Origin of the sequence: Roseiflexus sp. RS-1 (genome assembly GCF_000016665.1) — a bacterium.
In the GTDB taxonomy this organism is placed as follows: domain Bacteria; phylum Chloroflexota; class Chloroflexia; order Chloroflexales; family Roseiflexaceae; genus Roseiflexus.
The window spans coordinates 1777846-1800174 of record NC_009523.1; the positions used below are offsets into that span (position 1 = coordinate 1777846).

Consider the following 22329-nt stretch of genomic DNA (forward strand, 5'->3'; position numbering starts at 1 on the left):
GTCTTCTCATGTCCCGGTCTCACGTTCATCGCTGGCAACCGGTCCGATCAGCCCGCGCGTGCCGAACCGGATGCGTTTGCGCCCTTCTTCGCTCGCCGCGCCGCTGCGCAGGATGCGCGTCGCCTCCTGCTGTAACGTATGCGCCAGCGCAGTATCGCCAACGTTGAGCATGCGCGTGCCAGCCATGTGCAGGCGCTCACTCGCTTCTGCAAGCCGTCCTTCGGCAGCGTGCTTCCATGCGCTCGCCTGCAACCGGTACGCTACCAGACGTTCCAGCCAGTGCTTGACGGTTGCATCGACACGATGGGTTACTTCCGCAGCCGGGCGCATGCTGATGCGAATCAATTCTTCACGCACCTGATCGCGCAGGTTCGCGGCGGGCAGGTGGTACCGCAGCGTCAGTTTCAGCACCGGATAGTCCCCGACTGGCAGCGCTGGCACAACGACCTCGATCAGAAACCCCTGCACACCGGTATCGGGCCAGTCTCCCAGATTGGCGGCCCAGCGGCGCTCTTCCTCCTCGACAATCGTGATCGGCGCGATGAAGGGGCGCACCTGATCGAGCGAGCGGATCAGCGCGCCGGGGCGTGTTTCGAGCGAGAGGTGCACCTGTTGCGCAAAGATGGCATGCAGACGTTTCACCTCATCGGCGAACACTTTGACGACATCCTGAGCGGTGGCGATGTACTGCGCGCGACTGTTTTCGCTGGCGGTCATTGTTTCGAGCAGGTCTTCATTCCACTCCGTCCCGATCCCCAGCGCCGTCAATCCGATGCCGCGCGATTGTCCACGGCGCGCAATTTCGACACAGCGACTCTCATCGCCATAGGTGCGTCCGTCGGTCAGCAGAATAAGCCGGCTGATCCCGCGTGTCAGGAAGGGGCGTTGCACTTCTTGCAGCGCCAGCGCCAGACCCTGCGCCATTTCCGTGCCGCCAGCCGCTTCGATCTGCGCAATCGCCGCCTTCAGATCGGATTTTTTGATGGCGCGCTGGGCAGGAATGACGACATCGGCGCGATCATTGAACACGACCAGCGAAAAATAATCGTCGGGTCCCAGTTGATCAACGATCCGCGCGGCGGCTTCTTTGACCTGCATCAGACGTTCGCCGCGCATCGATGAACTCCGGTCGAGAACCAGGCACAGGTTGAGCGGCAGTTTTGGCAGTTGCTGCGCCACCCCTTCAGCGTGCGCTTCCAGCAAGACGTAGACTAACTGCGGCTCATCGCCAACTGCCAGCATTGTGCGGCTCAGAGTCTGTTGAAGGTTGATGCCTGGCGTCATATCTGCCCTGCCGATAGGTGCACGGGTGCGTCACACCAACAATAGAAACACGTTACCACGAGTATGGCATCGCTGGCAATAGGAAAAAATGGCGGATATGACGTGCGCTAGACGAGCCGGACCAGCACTGCCGAGATGTTATCAGGTCCGCCCGCGCGGTTCGCCGCGTCCACCAGCGCACGCACCGCACGCTGCGGGCTATCGATAGTCTGAATAATCCGCAACATTGCCGCATCGTCCACACATCCCCACAGACCGTCGCTCGCCAGCAGCAGATGAGTCGCATCGCCGATCGGCTGGAACACCAGATCGACGGCGATCTCCGGGTGCTGACCGACGGTGCGGTACAGTTGGGAGCGGAGCGGGTGATCGCGCGCCTCAGACGGGTCGAGCTGTCCCATGTCGATCAGGCGCCCCACTGCGGAATGGTCGGATGTCAACTGATGGATGCCGCGCGCATCGATCAGATAGGCGCGGGTATCGCCGACGTGACCGATATAGAGCGAGCGACCGAGCAGAAGCGCCGCAGTGCAGGTTGTTCCCATGTCCGAGCCGATCAACCGCGCCTGATCCCAGATCGTGCGGTTGGCTTCCTGAACCGCTTCAACCATCAGCGCCTGCAGGGAGACGTTGATCGCGCCTTCGATTGCCGGAACGAGGAGGTCGGCGATTATACGCCGTGCAACGGCGCTGACCGCCATGCGGCTGGCGATCTCGCCGCCTGCGTGCCCGCCCATCCCGTCGGCAACAATGAACAGTCCAAGGATGGCATCGCCGGTTTCGCGCGGGATGCTGCTGATCAGGGTATAGATCGAGTCCTGATTTGTTTCACGAATCTGGCCGATATGGCGCATGGCTGCCGCCGCAATTGCAGGCGGCGCGGGTGGAGTTTCACGGGGGAGTGTCTCATCGTCGAGCGGTTCGGTGGCGCCGGGTCGCTGATCCTGATCGGCCTGCGCCATCACTGCGCGCGTATCCAGCGGGCGTGTGCCATCGCCATCGTCGCCAGACCACCATGCCGCGCTCTGGTCAGGCGGCGAGTTGTCAGGTTGCTCAGGCGGTGTATGTTCACTCATGGATTATCGACTTTCCGGTGCAAGAACAACGACGAACTGCGCTGCGGCCGGCGGAGGAAGCAACACGTGTGGCAACATTACGCACGCAGCGCATACAGTGCGTGATCGAGCGATCCGATATAGACCACGCCTTCGCTGATCGCTGGTGACGACACAACCGGTCCCTGCGTCTCATAGCGCCAGATCAACGTGCCATGCGCGGCGTCGAGGCAGTAGACGCACCCATCGGCAGCGCCAAAGTAGACCCGCCCCTGCTCGACGCGCGGCGATGATGTGATCTGACTGCCGGTGTCATACTTCCAGGCAAGCTTGCCGTTCTTCAGTTCGACTGCGTACAGGTTGCCATCGACCCCGCCGACGAACACCCGTGTGCCAAAGACATACGGTGATGAATTGACATAATGATTTGTGCGGAACTTCCACACGGGCCAGCCGCCCTCGCTATCGAGCGCGTAGAGGGTGTTGTCCATCGAACCGACGATGACCATATTCTCGGCGAAGGCGGGCGATGAAATGACCGGTTGCTGAGTACGCTGCTTCCAGCGCACCCCGCCATTTTTGATACTCAGCGCATAGACGAACCCATCACCGCCGCCGAAGTAGACCGACTCGCCCACAATGCACCCTGAGGAACGGATCGGCATCCAGGTGCGATACTTCCAGATCTGTGCGCCGCGCAAGCCGTCGATGGCATAGAAGTGCTGATCATCCGAACCGATGAAGATCACCCGATCAAGCACGCGTGGCGACGAGCGCACCGGTTTGCCGGTGCGGAACGTCCAGCGCAGCGCGCCGCGGCGAATATCGCAGGCGTACACGGCGCCATCTTCCGATCCGACAACAACAATATCGTTCCATACCGCAGGCGACGATGAAATGCCGCCTTCGGTGGCGTACTTCCAGCGGAACTCGCCGCGCCCCGCATCGACCGCATACAGGTTCGTGTCGTAGCATCCGACGAAGACCATGCCGTTGCTGACGCATGGTGATGAACGCACTTCGTCTTCGCACACAAAGCGCCAGACCAGTTCGGTGGTCGGGGCGCTGCTGACGCGCGGCAACGCAACTTTTCCCGCCGTCGCCGCCCCGCCGGAATGTGTGCGCAGCGTCGGCGTCTGCAAGAGCGCCAGGCGCATCTCCTCCGCCGATGCCCAGCGGGTTTTCATATCGTAGGACAACGCCTTCTCGATCACTGCAGCAAGTTCGGGCGAAACCTGCGGGTTCAACTGGCGCAGCGGACGCTCGTGGAAGGTAAACGGCGTCTCTGTGCGCGGATCGCTTGCGGTCAACAGGTGATGGAGCGTCGCGCCAAGAGCGTAGAGGTCGCTCTGCGGTTCAGCGATGCCCTTGTACTGTTCCGGCGGCGAATATCCTTCGGTGCCGATCACGGTGCCGCGGGTGCGCACCAGGCTGCGCGCGATGCCGAAATCGATCAGCACGATCCGATCCTCAGGGGTGATCATGACGTTGGAAGGTTTCATGTCACGGAAGACGATCGGTTCCGGCTTCTGACCGTGCAGGTAGGCGAGCACCTCGCACAACTGAACCGCCCAGCGCGCCACGCGCTCTTCGGGCAGCGGACCTCCCGCATCGCTGAGGACGGTTTCCAGGTCTTTTCCGTGGATCAACTCCAGGATCAGATAGACCCGCCCATTCTCCTCGAAGAAATCGAAGACTTTTGGAATGGCGGGATGTTGCAACGTTGCCAGCAACCCGGCTTCGCGCTCGAAGTTCTTGAGATTCAACAGGCGCGTATTCGAATCCGGCGCGCTTTGATACATCTCCTTGATCGCGCACGGACGCACGACATCCTTGAAGCGCAGGTCGCGCCCGCGATACACAACGCTCATCCCGCCGATACCCAGCGTGCCTTCGATGACATAGCGCCCTTGCAGGATCACACCGGGCTGCATCACCGGCGCAACGACGCGCGCGCCAGCGCCGGGGGCTGCCGTTCCTTGCGGGTCAGCTCCGGCATCACTCTGTGACGCATTGGCGCCGATACCTTTCGTGGTGCCGGGCTTCTTGATCAACGCCATACAACTCCTCCGCAGCGGGCCATACCGGGATGCACCATGCAGACGGGCGCGCCTGGCAGGATGGATACGCGCTCGACCGGTTAATCTCTTGTTATTATACAGGATAGACGTGAGTGTGGCAGCGTGTGCAGATATGCAGATGCACGCTTGCTCACTGCTGTCATTATAGGGCTTCCGGCTGGATGAATCAACAGGCGGCATTGCGTCGGATCGTCGTCAGAATCGTACACCCGACTGTGCCACACTGCTGGGGTAACTGTTCACACCTGGAGGAACACACGCGCCTGGAAGTGAGAGCGGGACGCCCTCGTCGCGTCTATGAGGGCAAGATGCCCTCGCTCCCAGGCGACATGGGAATGCTTACACTGCTGCGGTAAGTTGAACGGCCTGCACACCCGTGCTATGATTATCGAAAAGCATTCAGGAGTGAGGAGTCAGGCATGGAAAGCGGCGACCCCTTCGATCCGCGTGCGCCCCGATCACCGCGCCGTGAGCAGCGGGATACCGAACGGCTGGACGCTGGCAATCACGCCGAGCCGGTGAATCCGGCATGGCGTCGGACCAGGAGCGCCGGGCGTCAACCGCGTGGCGGTGCATCGTTTCCCCAGGAACTGTTGCTCTGGCTTCAGTACGATGGTTGGAAGTTCGTGCTGGCTGCCATCGCAATTGTGCTGGCCGGGGTTGTGCTCTTCGTTCTCAGTCAATCGAATGCACCGAGGCCGTTGCCCGCTGCGGCGCCCGAACCGCAGCCGCCGATTATGCTGACGCCGCTGCCGGAACAACCGACGGTCACGCCTGAGCCGCTGACCTCGACTCTCTCGCTGACACCGACCACGCCGCTGAATGTTCGGTTGCGCGTGCAGGGAACGGGCGCACTTGGTCTCTTTTTGCGCCCTGAGCCAAATGTCAACACGACACCTATCAAAACCCTGCCCGAAGGCACGATTGTTACCGTTGTCGGGGAGGACTCGGTGCAGCCGGATCGGGTGTGGAAGCGGGTGCGCGATCCGGAGGGCGCCGAGGGATGGGCGGCGGCGGATTACCTGGCGCCGGTGACGCCGTAGGAATGGTGGATCGTCGCAGAAGGCGGGCGCTTACCACAGGCGTCGCTGTTCGAGCAGGCGGCGTCCATCGAGCAGGAGGTAAGGCGCTGCCCAACCGACGACGACCCCCAGTTTTGCGAGTTGCCCCGGCTCGCGCAGGCGCGTCTCGCGGCGCACGGCGATAATCCGGTCAGCGGAGCGCGGACCGATGCCGGGAACGCGCAGCAACAATCGTCGTGGTGCGGTATTGACATCGACCGGTTCACAGAGGAAACGTTCCGCCCACGCCTGTTTTGGGGTCTTGTCACGCGGCAACATGTCGTTGTCGTCGAACGGCAGTTCATCGATGGTAAATCCGTAATCGCGGATCATGAAGTCCGCCTGGTAGAGCCGCAGTTCACGCAGCGGATCCCCGGCGGGCAGGTCGGCGAACGGCGTGCGCTCGATAGGGTGAAAGGCGCTGAAGAATGCGCGGCGCAGGTCGAGTTCCCGATGGGCGCGCGCCGCCGTCCCCAGCAACTCACGGTCGCTTTCGCCAGCCGGACCGACGACGAACTGCGTGGTCAGGCTGCGGGCGGCTGGCCGTCCGGCGGCGCGCGCCCGGCGGATCAAGGCGGCTGCCCACGCCATGCGTCCCCACATGCTGCTGGCAAACTCTTTTTCCGGCGCAAGCAGCGCCAGGCGTTCAGCGTTCGGCGCTTCCAGGTTCAGCGAAACGCGGTCTGCCAGTTCGATCGCGCGTTCGATGTAGTCGAACGCGGCGCCGGGGATCAATTTCAGGTGAATATAGCCGGTGTACCCTTCTTTCAACCGCAAACGCTCGACCGTTGCCAGCATCTTCTCCATGGTCGCATTCGCGTCGGGGACAATCCCGGAAGAGAGGAACAGACCATCGACCTGACGGGTGCGATGCAGCGTCATGAAGGTTGTCGCCAGTTCATCGGGTTTGAAAGTGGTGCGTGAACGCCGCACGGCGCACGAGGTGAAGCAGTAGCGACAGGAATAGCGGCATGCGTTGGTTTGCAGCACCTTGAACAGGCGTGTCGTTCCGCCTCCTTCTTTTGTGGCGGTATAGATGAAGCCCTCTGGCTGACGAATCCCCTCTTGCACACTTGCAACAGCCGGGATCGACGTTGCCTCGACGGTTGCTTCGGCGCTGAGGATCGCCAGCTTCTGGCGTGCGTCCGGTTCGATGAAGATGAGTGGACTCATCGCTTCCTGCGTTGTTACCGGCGTCGGTCGTTCTTCCGGCGTTTCGTGCTGTGTCGAGTGTGTCGCCTCCACTTCCACAAAGGGGAAACAGCCTGATGCGGAGAGCATGCCGCGAGGAGGGGGAAGTGCGTGTCGGAAAAGGGGTGTGGCAGAGTGGCGCTGCTGTCTGGTCGAACCATCACCCTGGCAATGGGAGTCCCCGCCTGTCCACGTGAGCATCACGGAGCATTGGGCGCACGGGTCTCTCGGATCCTCTCCCGGCTGCGGTGCTCAGATCATCTCACCGCCATACTCATCGGCGTAGGGTCCGGTGTTTTCATCATCGCCGCCGGGCGCATCTTCCGGCAGATCATCGTAGTCCATACCGCCTCCGCAGCAAACCGGCGCCTGGTTTCAACAGCGGATTCCCGATACCTGGCATTGATTTTGGTTCGCCTTGTTTGTACCGGGCATGATGCAAACACGCTCTATTGTACCAGATTTTTGCCCTGGAGTGCAGAGAGAAACGACCTTCTGCCAGATCTTGATCGATCAGGATGCATTTCTGCCAGGTCAACCTGTGGTTATTCTGGGATGTTCCTGGCGCTCTGGAATGGAACGCTGCGTGTCCCCTTGACCGCGGCGTCCCTACCTCTCAAGTGTAGAGTTTTTGGAGAGATGCGCGATGTTCTGCATTCCCGTGCGCCGTTGCCCCTCATCCCCCCTGCCCCCTTCTCCCACACGGGGAGAAGGGGGAGTTTGGGCGTCCTGATAGCTGAAACGGGCGATGGCACGCAGGGGCCTGCCAAAAAAATCTACCCCTGTGAGAGCGTCCCTACCAGGGCGGGATGCCCTCGCGCAGATGGGGAGCGAACACCGGTGTACGGTGTATGACCAGGGGGAGGTTCTTCGGGCGCATTCTGAGTCTGTTGCGGGCATATGTCGCGCGTGATCCCAAAAACACGCGAGACGCTGCACACGAGCGTCTCGCAGAAATGTGCCCGCCTTCCCTAACGCACCATCGCAGTGCTGAGAGCGCAGAGTTTTCATCAATGGCATCTCTGCGTCTCAGCAGTGGGGCGAACTTTTTGGAGGTGACTCAAGAGGGGATTGCTGGTGGGCGATACTGGACTCGAACCAGTGACCTCATCGGTGTGAACGATGCGCTCTAGCCAACTGAGCTAATCGCCCAGCGCATACTAGTATACCACGGAGCGTCAGAACGCGCAACTCGTGTAAATAGTTCAAAAACCTGAACTTTTGTAGACGATTTGTGGTGCTTTTGTGCCTGGGTTCTCCACATGATTCATGGTATCCTGCTTCACAATTATCTTCCCGTCATACCCTCATATATGTATGGAGGACGGCATGGCACGCCGGAGTGGTGGTATCAAGCGGAGTTCCTGGGTGACCTTTCGCAGACGTTTGTTTTTGGTGCGTCAGTTGCTGCGCGCGCCTGCGAGTGCGGAAGAGTTGATAACAAAAGTTCAGACGGAGCTTGGTGAGAATGGATATCCGGCGAATGCGGCGGCGGCGCTCAAGCATGATCTCGATTCGCTCAAAGGAGAGTACGACTGCCGAATTGTCTATCGGCGCGATCAGGGGAAGTATGTCATTGTCGACCTGGGAGAACTGGCGTTGCTCGATCTGCCGCAGCAGAGCCTCGAGGCGCTGGCGCTGCTCGATGCGAGTTATCCGGCGGGAACTGGAAATCCCGTGCATGCCCATATTCGTGCGTTGCTCGATCAGGTGATCCAGATGCTGCCCAATCGTGCGCAGACGCAGTTGCAATCGCGGCGCAGTACCGCGCGTCAGCGGGTGCGCAGTGGTCGGATCGACGCGAATGTGCTAGCGGCAGTGCGTCAGGCAATCGAGGAGCGGCGTGAACTGGCGTTTCGCTATTGGGGGTTGAACGATGGCGAAGCGCCGCGACGGCATCGTGTTGCGCCCTATGGCATCTTCTTCCGCAATAGCGGGCATACGTATCTCGATGCCACACTGCTCGAAGTGCAACCGCCCGGTTCCGAGCAACTGTTCGCTGCTCTCGACTACCGCCTCGACCGGATTGTTCCCGGTACGGCGCAGGTGCTTCCAACCCCCTTGCCGCCGGAGCGCCCAAAGGCGCGTACATGGACGTTGCGCTACCGCCTGCATCCCGACGTTGCCCGTGGAGAGGATGTGGCTGCGCTGTTCCCCGATACGCGCATCGAGTATGGTGATGATGGCAGCGCGCTTGTGTCTGCAACCATTTCCAATCTATCGATTGCGCGCGATGTGCTGCTACGCTATGGTGATCGGTGTCGGGTCATTGATCCGCCTGAGTTAATCGACATGATCCGCGAGACGGTCGATGCAATGGGATCGCTCTATGGCAGCCCGATCTCGTCGCGGTGAGCGCGTGGTGTCGCCTGATGGTTTGCCGGTGATCCACTGAAAGCGCAGAGGGACGCGCATTCTGGGGCGGTGGTGCGCGCTCTCCGCTCCCTCTGTGCCGATGCAAACCTGATTCAATTGTATTGCCAGGGTCGCTTCACCGCATGGCTTGATGGAGATTGAGAATTTAATCCGGTATGCGCCTTGTGCCGTGGGGCGTGACGCCGCTTGTGCGGGCTAATGGAGATTGAGAATTTATTCCGCTCTACCGCGCTAGCCGTGGGGCTGAAGCCCTCGGCTAGCCAAGGCGAAGCCCGCCTGCGCGGGGCTATACCGGAATAATTATTCAAAGACCATAAGCCCTCCCTGAGCGCGTGGAAGCCCCTGTGGGGCTGGCGTTTCAGTCATCCTTCCCTATGCCGGGGAAACCTGGGTTGATCCAGCCCGTAGGGCTTGTCTGACCTCGGACAGGGCTAATGGAGATTGAGCATTTATAGCAGTTCTCACAAAGGTTGAACCTGTTGGACGAGGTTGAACGCTTCTGGGAATTGCGCGCCCCACGCGATGACCGAAATTATGGAGATTGAGAAATAAATCCGGTATACGCCCTTGCCGTGGGGCTAAAGCCCTCGGCTATGGAATGCAAAGCCCGCCTGCGCGGGCTATGGCGGATTATTTACTCAAAGACCATCATTTCGGTCTACACTCTGCTGGACACGGGCATCTCGTGCGACACGGGAGCCCTGGACAGGGGTCAACGTAAGACAGGGGTCAACGTATCTGAGAACTGCTATAAATCCGCTCTACCGCACGAGCCGTGGGGCTCATGGAGATTGAAAATTAAATCCGCTATACTGCGCTAGCCGTGGGGCTGAAGCCCTCGGCTAACCAGGGCAAAGCCCGCCTGCGCGGGCTATACCGGATTATTTATTCAAAGACCATAAGCCCTCGGCTATGCGCTGCGAAGCCTGCCTGCGCGTCACGCGAACTCCAACGGCGACCCTCTCGACTATCGGCTATCGGCTATCGCCTATCGCCTATCGCCTATCCAATGTGATGACAGCGCTACGCCTGTGGCGGGGCAGCCACGCCGGTCGAGGTGATGTCTTCCGGTTGCGATTCCACCTGGGTGACAGACGCGAACAGGTTGCTGATCGTTGCCGCCGGATGCGGGAGCAACGCTGCTGCCAGCACCTCGTCGAGCGTATCGACCAGCACAAATGTCAATGCCTCGCGCACATCACGCGGCAGATCGTCGAGATCGATGTCGTTGCGACGCGGCAGGATGATGGCGCCGATCCCGGCGCGGTGTGCGCCAAGCACCTTTTCCTTCACCCCGCCGACCGGCAAGACCCGCCCGCGCAGTGTGATCTCGCCGGTCATTGCGACATCGTCGCGCACCAGGCGCCCGGTCGCCGCTGAAGCGAGCGCCGTCGCCATGGTGATGCCCGCCGACGGACCATCCTTCGGCACCGCTCCGCCGGGAACGTGAATATGCACCGCGTGCGTATCGAAGAATCGCGGGTCGATCCCCAGCGTATGCGCCCGCGCGCGCACGCAGGTCAACGCTGCTTCTGCGCTTTCACGCATGACATCGCCCAACTGTCCGGTGAGGCGCAGTTCGCGGTTCCCTTCAACGACCGACGCCTCGACGAAGACAATATCGCCGCCGGCAGGCGTCCAGACCAGACCGGTCGCCACACCTGGCTGGTCGATCCGCTCTCTGGCTTCGTTGAAGAACCGTGGACGCCCAAGCGCGCTGCGGACGAATTCAACGGTAATGACAACCGGTGTTGACGGCGGCGCCGGTTCGTCTTCAACCAGCCGCCGTGTCACTTTGCGCAGCACTGCTCCGATCTGGCGCTCCAGGTTGCGCACCCCTGCCTCACGGGTGTAATCGTGGATGATGACGCGCAACGCTTCTTCCTCGAAGATGACCTCGTCGGGGCGCAACCCATTGGCGCGCAGTTGTTTCGGGATCAGATGGCGCTGCGCGATGTGCACTTTTTCATCTACGGTATAGCCGCTCAGTTCGATGACTTCCATCCGGTCGCGTAACGCGGGCGGCACCGTATCCATTGTGTTCGCGGTAGCGATGAACAGCACCTTGCTGAGATCGAACGGCACATTCAGATAGTGATCGGTAAAGGTGTCGTTCTGTTCCGGATCGAGCACTTCCAGCAGGGCGGCTGCCGGATCGCCGCGATAGTCGTGCCCCAGTTTGTCAATCTCATCGAGCAGGATCACCGGGTCGGACGTGCCGGCACGCCGCAGTTCCTGGATCAGACGCCCTGGCTGTGAGCCGATGTAGGTGCGGCGGAACCCGCGCAGCTCGGCTTCATCGCGCACGCCGCCAAGACTCATACGCGCGAACTGACGCCCAAGCGCGCGCGCAATGCTCTGTCCCAGGCTGGTTTTCCCCACACCTGGCGGACCGACAAACGCCAGGATTGGCTCACGTGCGCGTTCGTGACCGTCGTTGAGCGCCTGGCGACGCTGCCTGACTGCCAGATACTCAAGGATGCGCTCTTTGATCTTCTGCAACCCATAGTGGTCTTCGTCGAGCACCTGCCGGGTATGCGCGATATCGATCGGCGCACCGGTGAATGTGTTCCATGGCAGTTCCGCCATCCACTCCAGGTAGGTGCGCACCATCTGGTACTCTGGCGACGCACTGTTCATCCTGCTCAGGCGGTTGAGCTCGCGGTCGGCTTCTTTGCGCGCTGCGGGCGACAGGTTTGCTGATGCGAGTTTCTCACGCAGTTCGGCAAGTTCGTCCGCCTCCGGGTTGTCTTCACCCAATTCCTTCTGAATCGCGCGCAGTTGCTGGCGCAGGTAGAACTCGCGCTGTTGCCGGGCGGCGGCATCCTGCACTTCCTGGCGTATACGCGCCTGAACATCCATCAGCGCCAGTTGTTTGCGGTAGAATGCCAGCACCTTGCGCAGACGCTCGACCACATCGAAGGTTTCGAGCAGGTCTTGCCGTTCTTCAAAGGTGTAGTCCGGCGAATAGCCGGTATTATCCGCCAGATGACCGGGATCGTTGATGCTGCGCACAAAGTTGCGAATCTCCTGGGGAATGCCGGGGCGCAACTCAAGCACGGCATCGATTGCCGCATGCACTTCGGTCATCAACTGTTCGAGTTCTTCGGTGTGCTCGACATGATCGTGCCGCTCGACATACCTGAAGCGCGGGTACGGTTCCTCCTGAGTCTGATCGATCAGTTCCGCCCGTACCAGACCGCGCACCACCATGCCACTCCCACCGTTCGGCAGACGCCCGATCTGCTCGATGCGCGCCACCACTCCGACCCGATGGATCCGCAGTGCGAGCGGGGCGCCCTCCGGTGCATCGCGCCGATACGCGACCAGCAGCGCCAGCTGGTTCTCTTTCATCGCGGCATGCGCTGCCGCCTCGATGCCGTCGTTGAGCGGCACGGTCACGACGGTATAAGGAAAAATGACCACGCCATCGAGCGGGATCAATGGCAATGTTTGTGTCTGGTGTGTCGTCTCGGACACATGATCGTCTTCCATAGCGTTCCCTCAGTTGTAGACTGGCGAAGACATGCTCCGCGTATGAGGTATTATGATGCGCTGCGTGGTCACCGTCAAGGGTTGTGGCGCGCGATAGGGCAAACTCTAACGAAACGTTATTGTGCGCTTGTGCCCTTCATCCCCCCGACTCTCTTCTCCCACAAGGGGAGAAGGGGGAGTTTGAGTGTCCTGAAGCCTGAAACGGGAGATGGCGCGCAGGGGCTTTTCAAAAAATCCACTCCTGTAAGCCAACCCCTTTCTTCCACGAGGGGAGAAGGGGGAGTCTGGTCGTCCTGAAGCCCAGAATGAGAGAAGGAACGCAGGAGTCTTCCAAGAAAGTTACGCCGCACTCACAGGTTGCAACCCGCCCTGGCTGTGGATCAGCGCGCCGATGCCGGGGATCGCCAGGATGTACAGCACCAGTAATGCCGCAGGTATCGAGATGAACGTCACCATCGCGGCAGGGAGCGCCAGGATCGCCGCTGCCATGATCTGATGCCAGTCGAGGTCGTATGGTGGGTGACTGTGGCGCGCCAGGCGAAAACCAAGCGCGCGTGCGCTGACCGCGATGCCCAGCGCAACCGGTAGATGCGCCAGGATGACAACAATCGCGGCGATTGGCAGACCGGCAAGCGTTGCGGTCAGCAACGTCAGTAGCGCGGCAACACCGGCAATCAGCAGTCCGATCGACAGCAATCCCGTTCCAAAAGCGCGGAAGGGCATCGCCAGCAGAGTCGTTCCTGCGGCTGCGCTGCGGCGGGGCCAGAAACCCAGGGTCAGCACGACTGCCATGACCTGAATCAACCACACGAGCGCGCCTGCCAGTGCGCGAACCAGAGGCATATCGAGACGTTGCCCTATCGCGGCGAGAATCACAGCCCGCATCTGAGATTGACCGGCTGTGCTTGCAAACGCTCCTATTGGCGTCTCAACGCCGCGCATCAGGTTGAATGCGCCAGCAGCGGCGGGAATGACCAGCAATGCCACTGCTGCAACAGTTGCGGCTCGACCGAGCGCCTGGCGCAGCGCAGCGCGGCGTGCGGCAACCCGCGGTGACGTATGCGGCAGGCGACGCAGCGCACCCGCGACCAGATCGGTGGTCGGCTCGCGGGGTTCGAGTGCGCCGCTGCGCGCCAGCGCCTGGCGGAATGCAGCATCATGTTCATCATTGGTCGAATGAATATGCATAGAACTTTTAACTCCTGTCAGGAGGGTATTTCTTCATGGACAACACCCTCAGCACGCAATGCCTCGGCGAGCATACGCCGTGCGCGGTGCAATCGGGTTTTGATCGTGCTCTCCGGTAAACCGGTCACTTGCGTAATCTCTTCATACGAGAGATCGTTCCAGTAACGCAGCACAGCAACTTCACGGTACGTCGGCGGCAGGCTCAGGAGTGCACGCTGTACAGCGTCGCGTTCTTCCCGCTCAACAGCGCTGCGTTCCGGGCCTTTCGCCGACGTCGGGACGCTCAGCACCACATCGTCGAGCGTCAACCAGGCAAATCGCCGCCGCCGCAGACGGTCGATACAATAGTTTGACCCGATCGACAGAAGCCAGGTCGAAAACCTGCGTTCCTGGTCGAAACGCGCCAGATTGGTGTACGCCCGCAGAAAGATCTCCTGACTGGCATCTTCTGCCTCTTGAGCGTTTCCGAGCATTCGATACGCCAGATTGAACACTGATCCGGCATAGCGCCCCATCAGTTGCGCAAAAGCGTCGTGATCACCATCGATGGAGCGTTTGATCAGCGCGTATTCGTCGGACTGCTCCACCATGCGCCTTTACCGTTCTGCAAGAATTACGCGCATGCGCTGCGAAAGGTTTCGCCTGACGATGCGCTGCCGCCAGGACGATACGTGCGCTTGCATAACGAGCCTCTATCGTATACCATGGGGCAGCGCCGCCTATCGGGAATCGCCTGGCCGATACCGTTGTGCGATGCCTGGGATGCGAGCGACCATGCGGCGCTGCAAGGGAGGATGAAGCGTGGCAGGAACATACAATCGTGATCAGATTCGTGCAGCATTAGCGCTTACCGATCCGGCTGTCAGTTCGTTTCTCGATCTACAGACCGGCAATGTTGTTTCCATTACTGAGGGCGATCCAAGTCCGGCGAACCAGGAACTCAGCGCGCTCATCATGGAGAGTTATGGTGATCGGTTCCGTTACATTCCGGGCGGGAATCCCGCTGCCGATGATGCAGCAGTGAGCGCCTGGCTCGAGAATGAAGGACTGATGTAACCACTGACTCTGCCTGTGGCAGCGGGAGCAGTGCGTTGCTGCTCCCGTTGCCGTTATTTTCCTATGCGTCGTTGAGCGCCGCGACGCCAGGCAGGATACGCCCTTCCAGCAGTTCCAGCGATGCGCCGCCGCCTGTCGAGATGTGACGGATCTTGTCGGCAAGCCCCATCTGCTCCACTGCGGCAACCGAGTCGCCGCCACCGACAATTGTCATTCCCGGGCAGTTCGCCATTGCCTGCGCAATTGCGCGCGTTCCCTCCGCAAACGGCGCCAGTTCGAATACGCCCATCGGTCCATTCCATATCACTGTCTGCGCAGTGGTGATGATCTCAGTATAGGCGCGAACTGTTTCAGGACCAATGTCCAGCACGCGCCAGCCGGGTGGTATGTCACCGACCGACACGACCCGGCGGTTGGCGTCGGCGCTGAAAGCGTCGGCAATGACGACGTCGGTTGGGAGCATGAAGCGCACGCCACGGCTCGCCGCTTTTTCGAGCAGGTCTTTGGCGACCGGAACCGAATCCGGCTCAACCAGCGAGTCGCCCATCTCGTACCCCTGCGCCAGCAGGAAGGTGTTCGCCATGCCGCCGCCGATGAGGAGCGCATCAACTTTGCCGAGCAGGTTTTCGATCACCCCAATTTTGTCGCTGATCTTGGCGCCGCCGATGATAGTGACGAAGGGACGGGTGGGGTTCTCCAGTGCGCCCTGGAGTGCAGCGAGTTCGGCTTCCATCAGAAAGCCGGCGACGGCGGGGAGGAAGCGGGCTACTCCCTCGGTCGAAGCGTGAGCGCGGTGCGCCGAACCGAAAGCGTCATTGACATACACATCACCGAGTTTCGCCAGTTCGCGCGCCATGCTCTCGTCGTTGGCTTCCTCACGCGGATCGAAGCGCGTATTTTCGAGCACCAGCACCTCGCCGGGCTTGAGGTCCTGCGCCGCCGCTTCAGCCGCAGGACCGGTGGTTGCCTGCGTGCCTTTGATCGCCTTTGCTTCAGGCAGCAGTTCCGCCAGTCGCGCAACGACCGGCGCCAGTCGCATGCTTTCGACGACTTTGTTTTTGGGGCGACCCAGGTGTGACATCAGAATGACTGCTGCGCCATGCTCAAGCAGGTAGCGAATGGTTGGCAGCGCAGCGCGAATGCGCGTATCGTCGGTAATCTGTCCGTTCTCCAGCGGCACGTTGAAATCGACCCGAACCAGAGCGCGTTTGCCGCTCCAATCGATGTCACGGATCGTCTTTTTTGCCATCGTTCTTCTCCTTCTCGTCAATACGACGCTTCGGGACGCTCTTATTGTAGCATAGTGCGTCGAGTGCACTGTCTTTGCACTGCTGTTTTCCTGTGCGCGTAGAGGACATCTGCCAGGCTAAGCAACGTAGGCTATTTCGTATTCCCTGAGTCGCCTTCCTTGAAAACGCGAAGATCCTGAATGACCAGCGGCTGTGCGCCCAGGGTGAGAAGATTGGCATTCTCTGGAGCGTCAACTGTAAACAGCGTCTTGCCCATGGCGATCATCTCGCGGCAGAGAGCCTCGGTCTTACCGCCAGGAGCAGCATGCGACACAAAGGACCGGCTTGCCAGAGCAGCCACGAACCTGTTGCGCTGGTCGGCCAGGTCCGCCGTTGCGCGCCGCTGTTTGGGCGCGAATATGGATACAAGCAGGACGCGGCCGGCCCGAATCCCATCCCTGACCTCTGTGACCGGCCGGACTCCCTCCAGGCCGCGGGCCGGGCATACGATGACGGGTTGCGGGCCACGCAGGAGGACAGCAAGGCACTCCTTCTCCATAGGTGTATGGAAGCCCCCGATGACCGGAACCCTCGCGTCGCGCAGCGCCCTGGCGAGGTCGTAGGTCTTCAGGATGATGTTCCCCGGGCATTTTGTCGAACAGAACAGCCCCAGCGGATCATACTGGAGCAACTCAGGGTTACCGAGGAGGAACACGTGCTCTGGTGCGCGCTTACCGAGGCGCTCCCGCAGCGCGACAGGGTAAGCGGTATCTCTGATATGAAGCCGCTCGATATTCATGCTGGACTCTCCGCTGTCTTGGCGAACAGAGCTTCATATTCCTTCTCGTCCTTGAATTTCTCTATGAGGAACTGTACCCAGGCTTCTGTGTACACATAGTCACTGTGGGCCTTGTCGTAGATACAGTACTTCGAATTGGTCATTTCTGGATTTGAACTCTTGCTGTCAGGCCGGACCTTGTAACGTTGCCAGCATCGCGTATGCCATGCGAGGTTGAACTTGTCCCTCTGCTTTCCATTCCGTGTTATCTTCGGATCGCCGAATGCTTGCTGGACGCGTCGCACGACATCCTTAGCGCGTAAATTGTCGAGGTTTGCCACAGGAACTTGTTTGTACTTCACTGCAATGAATGCCTGAAATTGTTCCTTCTCTTCTTCGGATAATTTATCATAATGAATGAACTGAATCGCCAGAGCGTCCTTGCTCTTATGATTGGCGACCTGGATCAGGAAGGCCTTGAAGGCATACTGGCTGCTCTGGAAAACGTCTGCGGAAATGGAAGAACGGTACTTTTCGATGAAATCAGCGGCGTCTCTGGCTGCGGGATTCCGCCTGACCGCCTCGGCGAGATTCGAGGAGGAAGGATACATCTGCAAAGCGAAGGAAAGAGATTGGCGGAGGCAATACCTGGAGCCGAACTCCTTCGCCAGCATGGCGTCGAAGTTTAGCAACATGGCCTGGCACTCGCCGAAAATCAGAGGATCGATCTCAGGCAATGAGCGGTGCTCGATCTTGTTGCGCAGGGGAATAAAGAACTCGAGGTTCTTGCGCACAGGGTTGCCGGTATCGTCGCCATAATACTGTTTCAGGCATTCAGTAAGTTCCCAGTGCTTGTAATCGCCGTCTACCCTCAGATAGGGACTCTTCTGCTTCCGTCGGTCGCTGCGGTAGTAGGGCTCGACCCCGCAGCGAAAGAAGATGGCATGAAACAGCGCGGTCCAGGCGATAATCATGAGCGTGATGTATCCGCCGGACTTGAAGGTCACGGCGGGTTTGTTGTAGACCTCCACGGCGAGCAGAGCGGCGTCGCGGGCCTTCTGGAGAGCGTCTCGCGCTGCTCGAGGAAAACGGTTCATTCCTCATCCTCCGCAGCGTCGCTGCCCATGCGGTACTTGATGTCGTAGTTGATAATGAAGTCCAGTTCCTCGTCGGTAAAGCCGTAGTGCCGGGCGAGAACGCGGTCGATTTCATCGATGATGGGTTTGGAGTGCTTCACGTCGAAGTTTGTTTCATCCGTTAAGATAATAGCTCCTCGTCTTTGACGTATTTCTGAATGTCTAGAATACGCTCTCAATATTTCTGACTGAAGATTTGTAAATATCTCAGGAGACGACATGGCGAAATCGAAAATTGGCATCTCATCAACTTCACGTGACACTACATCCATACAATTCGAGTTTGTAATCCAATACCAATAGAACAGTTGACTATTCAGTAGACAGAATGCTATAGGTGCGGCGCGTCTATCCACTGAAATACCCTTGTAATGTGACGAAAGTTTCTCTAGAAGTGCTTTACGCCAATATCTTCCTCCTGAATGATAGTAAATCGATTTTCCTCGAGAAGAGTAGAAATCTTTGAATTTTTTGTTATATCCACAGATTTTGGTCAAAATTCTGGCTTCAACATCTTTCCCTATCTTGGGGAACGAGTTGGCATGCGATCTTGGAACTGAAAGTCTCAGATATTCAATCCTTTGAAACAGAGAATCTCTGTCGCTTTCTATGCCGCTTCTCCAGCGATAATAAGTTGTTGAAAAAACATCGGTCTCTATTGTCATAGCGTTAACAATAGCTAAAGTGATGGTCAGATTCATGTCCACGCCTACGAAAAGCTTACCCGGACGTGTTGCAAAGTGCGAATGCCATTAGACATCATCAAGATTTAGTGATATACTATTTTTGTACAATCTGAAAATGGAGAAAAACGATGTGTAAGTATCGATCCATTATCGAAAATCCGGAGAAATTACGCTCTATGACCGGACTGACCGTTGAAGAGTTCCACGCGCTGGTTCCGATCTTCCACGCCGCATTTGAAGCGTATATGAAACGTCGCACGATTGATGGCCGCGTCCGATATTGTCGTCGCTACGTCTCGTATGCAAACTCGCCGCTTCCGACAACAGAAGATAAATTGCTCTTTATTTTGACCTACTTAAAACAAAACCCAACGCAAGTGATGCACGGACACCTCTTTCAAATGAGCCAATCAAACGTAAGCAAATGGGTGCATCTTTTGCACGGAGCGCTGAACTATGCGCTTTCACAGCAAAATCTCCTGCCTGCGCGCACTGCCGACGACCTGGCGAGGCGATTGCAGGAAGAACCGTCGTGTGAAGAACCGTCGTGTGAAGAACCGTCGTGTGAAGAACCGTCGTGTGAAGAACCGTCGTGTGAAGAACCGTCGTGTGAAGAACCGTCGTGTGAAGAACCGTCGCATGCGACAAAAGCGCCCCCCTTTTTATCCATGACGGCGTAGAACGTCCCATTCGCCGTCCAAGCGACAAAGTCGACCGGGAGTTGTATTACAGCGGTAAGAAGAAACGACATACGCTTAAGAACGTTCTCATCATTGATGAGTTTGGCTCTATTCACTTTTTGAGTGACACCTACGAAGGAAGGGTCCACGATAAATGTATTGCGGATGAAGCGGGATACACCCTTCCAAACGCGAGCATTCTCTATCAAGACGCCGGATTTCAAGGATTTACCCTGCCTGGCGTCCAGATTATGCAGCCAAAGAAGAAGCCGCGCAATGGAACCCTCACGCCGCAGGAAAAGGAGGAAAACCGGCGTATCTCATCCGTTCGCGTTCGTATTGAACATGTTATCGGCGATATCAAGCGGTATCGAATCATTCACGACATTATCCGCTTCAGTTGTTCCGAATTTCGGGATATGGTCATGGAAACATGTTGCGGGCTGCATAACTTCCGAATTTGGCTGAAACGCAAAAAGCAGTCCAAAAATCAAAACGAATCTTGATGAAGTCTATTGTTGTTTGGCTTGTTCTCTATAGATTGACTGTAGCTCTTTCATGCCGTTCGTTGAGACCGAGGCAATTGGAACAATCATGCCAAACCTACCACCTTCACTTGCTAACCTGAACCCTCGCTCCGTGACAAAGGCGTACAAATTTGCACATGGCTCAGTAGCGAATCCTTTTACTTGGTACTCTGAACGTACTTTGGTGTAAGAGACATACGGCGGATTTCCAATAATCACATTAAACCCGCCGTTGCGCATGATGCCGTAGAACTCAGCGAACCAGTGGAAGGGCTGGTGGCTAGCCTTCCACGCCTCGAACGCCTGCGGCTTCTCTAGGTCAACGCCGTACTCGCCGGCCAGAAAACGGTCGAGCTGGGCGGTCAGCGTCTCCAGTCGATGGCGCAATTCCTGCTTGTCGCGGTGGGTGATCCGGCCGCCGTGGGTCGTCTGCTGGGCGCGGAACTGGACGAAGGCTCGATCGGCAAGTTCCAGGTCCTCCTGGAATTGCTCGTACTCCTCGGCTGCGCTTCCGAGAAGGAGTTTGTGCTGAACCGCTTCGCCGACCTTCTTCTCGTGGAACGCTTTTCGCACATCCTCAGCGGTGGCGTATCCGACAAGCGTGTTGCCGGCGCGGATGTTGAAATCAATGTCGGGCAGCGGCTCGATCTGTTCGACCCGCTCGACCTGCGCCGCGAGTTTGAGGAACAGGCGCAGTTTGCAGATCTCGACCGCCTCTTCCATGATGTCCACGCCGTAGAGATTGTTGATAATGATGGATTTGAGGATGAAGTAGCGCTCATTGGGGTGCTTTCCGATCTGTTCCAGCACCCTTTTGAAATCGCTGAACTGTTCCGGGTGGTGCTTCTTCCCCTGGAGATCTTCGACGAACCGCTCCATCCGCTCCAGGCAGTCGCTGTAGAGCGTCTCCAGGATGCGCAGGGCGGCGAAGAGGAAGGCGCCGGAGCCGCAGGTGGGATCGAGGACGGTGATGTTCTCGATGGCATGCCAGAAGGCGCGCAGGAGTTCCGGTCCTTCGCACTGCACGATGGCATCGCGCGCGAATTGCCAGATGTCGAGGTTGAGCGTGATGAGATCGTTGATCTGGTGAACCTCGCCGTTGCGCAGCTTCTCGCGGATCTCCAGGCACCGATTGCGCCGATAAACGTATTCGCGCCAGGTCTCGGTTGCGAGGCGAAGGAGATCGCCACTGGGCGCTTGTTCGAGATTGTAGCGTCTATCGTGCATGCGCGCTTTGGGGTCGTGCATGCCCTTTTGCACGAAATCGGGCAGGTCGGACTCCGGGACGATGGAACCGTCGGCACGCACGACGCCGTGCCGCACGGCCGGATAGATGTAGCGGTCTGGGTCGTCACGGAGCAGCCGCCACAGGGCCGAATCGGGTTTGAAAGCCACGGCGCACGCCTTGCTGGCGACGTCGAAGATGAAGGGAATGATGGTGTTTTTGCTGATGTATTCGGTGATATCCTCCTTCGTGTAATACGCTCCCATCTGCTTCTGGTTGATGTACTTCTCGAAGATGTAGCCGACCACATCAGGGTTGATCTCGTTGTCGGCGCGCAGCGGGCGCTCGTCGAGGTGCCAGGCGTACTGGTCGAAGAAGTCGAAGAGCTTCTCGAAGGCAGCGTCGGGGATGTCGATCTCTGGCCAGCGCGCTTCCAGGTCGTGGACTTCAAAAAAGCCGCCGTTCAGGAATGGCACGTTGCCGAGCAGCTTTTCAAAGGTTGGGTCGAGCGCGCGCTCGTCCGGCGACTTGCCGAGTCCTTCATGGAAGAGTCGCAGCAGGAAGTAACGGTAGAAACTGTGAAACTTGTTGCTTCCTCTGACTGCCTGCACCTGCGCAAGGCGGTTGCGCAGGTAGTCGGTATCGCCGTCCAGGAAGCCTTTCTTCTGGATGAAATAGACGAACATCAGCCGGTTGAGCATGAGGGACGTGTACCACTGGAGATCCGCGTCCGACGTGATCCCCTGGATGAGCTTGCGGAAGGCCTCGTGCTCTGCCTTGAACCGGTCGTAGAAGCGCCTGGTGACCCTGTCCACATCGAAGGCAGCGCGGGCGCGGCCGGCTACGTCCACGACGGTGATCCGCTCTTCCTCATCGAGGCTCACAGCGATCTGGTTGAGCCGCTGGATGAGCGGGTCACCGGATTGCGAGACGTAGAACCGATGGTCACGGCTGGCCAGCGGCTTGCCCGGTTCCCGCCGCACCCAGTGCCAGACCTGCTGTCCACCCGGACGATCAACGTAGATGACGAAGTGCTCGCGCGCAGACCTGGTTACGTGGTTGTCAATCTTCAGCCGCGTCGCACGGTCGGGGATGGCGGGGCAGGTAAAGGCCACGAACCCGCGCTTCTGCGCAACGGCAGTGAGCGCGTAGGTCTGGTTGCCGACGGCAACCTCAAGCCGCTGGTTGTGATTATCCCAACCCAGATGCTCCCGAAAAAGCGTCTGAAAGTCGAAGGACTTCAGGCAGTTTCTAACGGCGTCAACATCGAATTTCATGGAG

At 58.8% G+C, this 22329-nt stretch carries 16 protein-coding genes and 1 tRNA gene; 4 read left to right on the plus strand and 13 right to left on the minus strand.

The annotated features are described in order from the left end of the window. Positions 1 to 6: 6 nt before the first annotated feature. From ROSERS_RS07575 to ROSERS_RS07585, 3 genes are all read right to left on the minus strand, one after another. Positions 7 to 1284 (minus strand): VWA domain-containing protein, encoded by a 1278-nt coding sequence (locus tag ROSERS_RS07575; RefSeq protein WP_011956210.1) that lies wholly within the window; start codon positions 1282 to 1284, stop codon positions 7 to 9. Between the two features lie 107 nt (positions 1285 to 1391). Further along, positions 1392 to 2360 carry a PP2C family protein-serine/threonine phosphatase gene (locus ROSERS_RS07580; protein WP_011956211.1) on the minus strand — a complete coding sequence of 323 codons (969 nt, stop codon included), beginning with the start codon at positions 2358 to 2360 and terminating at the stop codon, positions 1392 to 1394. Between the two features lie 77 nt (positions 2361 to 2437). Then, positions 2438 to 4399, minus strand: a complete 1962-nt coding sequence (locus ROSERS_RS07585; protein ID WP_011956212.1) for a beta-alanine-activating enzyme beta-propeller domain-containing protein — start codon at positions 4397 to 4399, stop codon at positions 2438 to 2440. 440 nt (positions 4400 to 4839) lie between these two features. On the opposite strand from ROSERS_RS07585, the gene ROSERS_RS07590 reads away from it, so the two are divergent. Next, complete coding sequence (locus ROSERS_RS07590) at positions 4840 to 5463, plus strand: SH3 domain-containing protein (RefSeq protein ID WP_011956213.1); 624 nt, start codon at positions 4840 to 4842, stop codon at positions 5461 to 5463. Between the two features lie 30 nt (positions 5464 to 5493). On the opposite strand, the gene ROSERS_RS07595 is transcribed toward ROSERS_RS07590, so the two are convergent. Next, a complete protein-coding gene (locus ROSERS_RS07595; RefSeq protein WP_232282790.1) occupies positions 5494 to 6762 on the minus strand; it encodes a radical SAM protein in 1269 nt (422 codons plus the stop codon). Positions 6763 to 7747: 985 nt separating this feature from the next. Next, positions 7748 to 7824: transfer RNA gene (locus tag ROSERS_RS07600), tRNA-Val, on the minus strand. Positions 7825 to 8001: 177 nt separating this feature from the next. Between ROSERS_RS07600 and ROSERS_RS07605 the strand changes: the two genes are divergently transcribed. Continuing rightward, a complete protein-coding gene (locus ROSERS_RS07605; RefSeq protein WP_011956215.1) occupies positions 8002 to 9027 on the plus strand; it encodes a helix-turn-helix transcriptional regulator in 1026 nt (341 codons plus the stop codon). Between the two features lie 1044 nt (positions 9028 to 10071). Here ROSERS_RS07605 and lon read toward each other — a convergent pair. The 3 genes from lon to ROSERS_RS07620 all read right to left on the minus strand — a co-directional run bounded on the left by lon (position 10072) and on the right by ROSERS_RS07620 (position 14321). Then, on the minus strand, positions 10072 to 12543 hold the full coding sequence (gene lon, locus ROSERS_RS07610; protein WP_011956216.1) for an endopeptidase La: 2472 nt from the start codon (positions 12541 to 12543) through the stop codon (positions 10072 to 10074). Positions 12544 to 12882: 339 nt separating this feature from the next. Then, positions 12883 to 13731: a hypothetical protein gene (locus tag ROSERS_RS07615; RefSeq protein ID WP_011956217.1), complete on the minus strand. Its 849-nt coding sequence runs from the start codon at positions 13729 to 13731 to the stop codon at positions 12883 to 12885. Between the two features lie 17 nt (positions 13732 to 13748). Beyond that, entirely contained in the window at positions 13749 to 14321 is a 573-nt protein-coding gene (locus ROSERS_RS07620; protein WP_011956218.1) for a sigma-70 family RNA polymerase sigma factor, read from the minus strand. 211 nt (positions 14322 to 14532) lie between these two features. On the opposite strand from ROSERS_RS07620, the gene ROSERS_RS07625 reads away from it, so the two are divergent. Further along, a complete protein-coding gene (locus ROSERS_RS07625) occupies positions 14533 to 14787 on the plus strand; it encodes a hypothetical protein (RefSeq protein WP_011956219.1) in 255 nt (84 codons plus the stop codon). 61 nt (positions 14788 to 14848) lie between these two features. On the opposite strand, the gene ROSERS_RS07630 is transcribed toward ROSERS_RS07625, so the two are convergent. The 4 genes from ROSERS_RS07630 to ROSERS_RS25925 all read right to left on the minus strand — a co-directional run bounded on the left by ROSERS_RS07630 (position 14849) and on the right by ROSERS_RS25925 (position 18631). Then, positions 14849 to 16036, minus strand: a complete 1188-nt coding sequence (locus tag ROSERS_RS07630; RefSeq protein ID WP_011956220.1) for a phosphoglycerate kinase — start codon at positions 16034 to 16036, stop codon at positions 14849 to 14851. A 131-nt stretch (positions 16037 to 16167) separates the two neighbouring features. Beyond that, a complete protein-coding gene (locus tag ROSERS_RS07635; protein ID WP_011956221.1) occupies positions 16168 to 16815 on the minus strand; it encodes a DNA-processing protein DprA in 648 nt (215 codons plus the stop codon). Next, positions 16812 to 17891: a DUF3644 domain-containing protein gene (locus tag ROSERS_RS07640; protein WP_011956222.1), complete on the minus strand. Its 1080-nt coding sequence runs from the start codon at positions 17889 to 17891 to the stop codon at positions 16812 to 16814. Before ROSERS_RS07640 ends, ROSERS_RS07635 begins: the two co-directional genes overlap by 4 nt. After that, positions 17888 to 18631 carry a hypothetical protein gene (locus ROSERS_RS25925; protein ID WP_011956223.1) on the minus strand — a complete coding sequence of 248 codons (744 nt, stop codon included), beginning with the start codon at positions 18629 to 18631 and terminating at the stop codon, positions 17888 to 17890. Before ROSERS_RS25925 ends, ROSERS_RS07640 begins: the two co-directional genes overlap by 4 nt. Before the next feature lie 113 nt (positions 18632 to 18744). On the opposite strand from ROSERS_RS25925, the gene ROSERS_RS24865 reads away from it, so the two are divergent. Then, positions 18745 to 19802 (plus strand): IS5-like element ISRfsp3 family transposase gene (locus ROSERS_RS24865; RefSeq protein ID WP_085979421.1). Its coding sequence is split into 2 segments (ribosomal slippage): positions 18745 to 19276 and positions 19276 to 19802, totalling 1059 coding nucleotides; the frame shifts between segments, so codons are not numbered across the junction. A 6-nt stretch (positions 19803 to 19808) separates the two neighbouring features. Here ROSERS_RS24865 and ROSERS_RS07660 read toward each other — a convergent pair. Then, a complete protein-coding gene (locus ROSERS_RS07660) occupies positions 19809 to 22325 on the minus strand; it encodes an Eco57I restriction-modification methylase domain-containing protein (protein WP_011956224.1) in 2517 nt (838 codons plus the stop codon). Between the last annotated feature and the right edge of the window lie 4 nt (positions 22326 to 22329).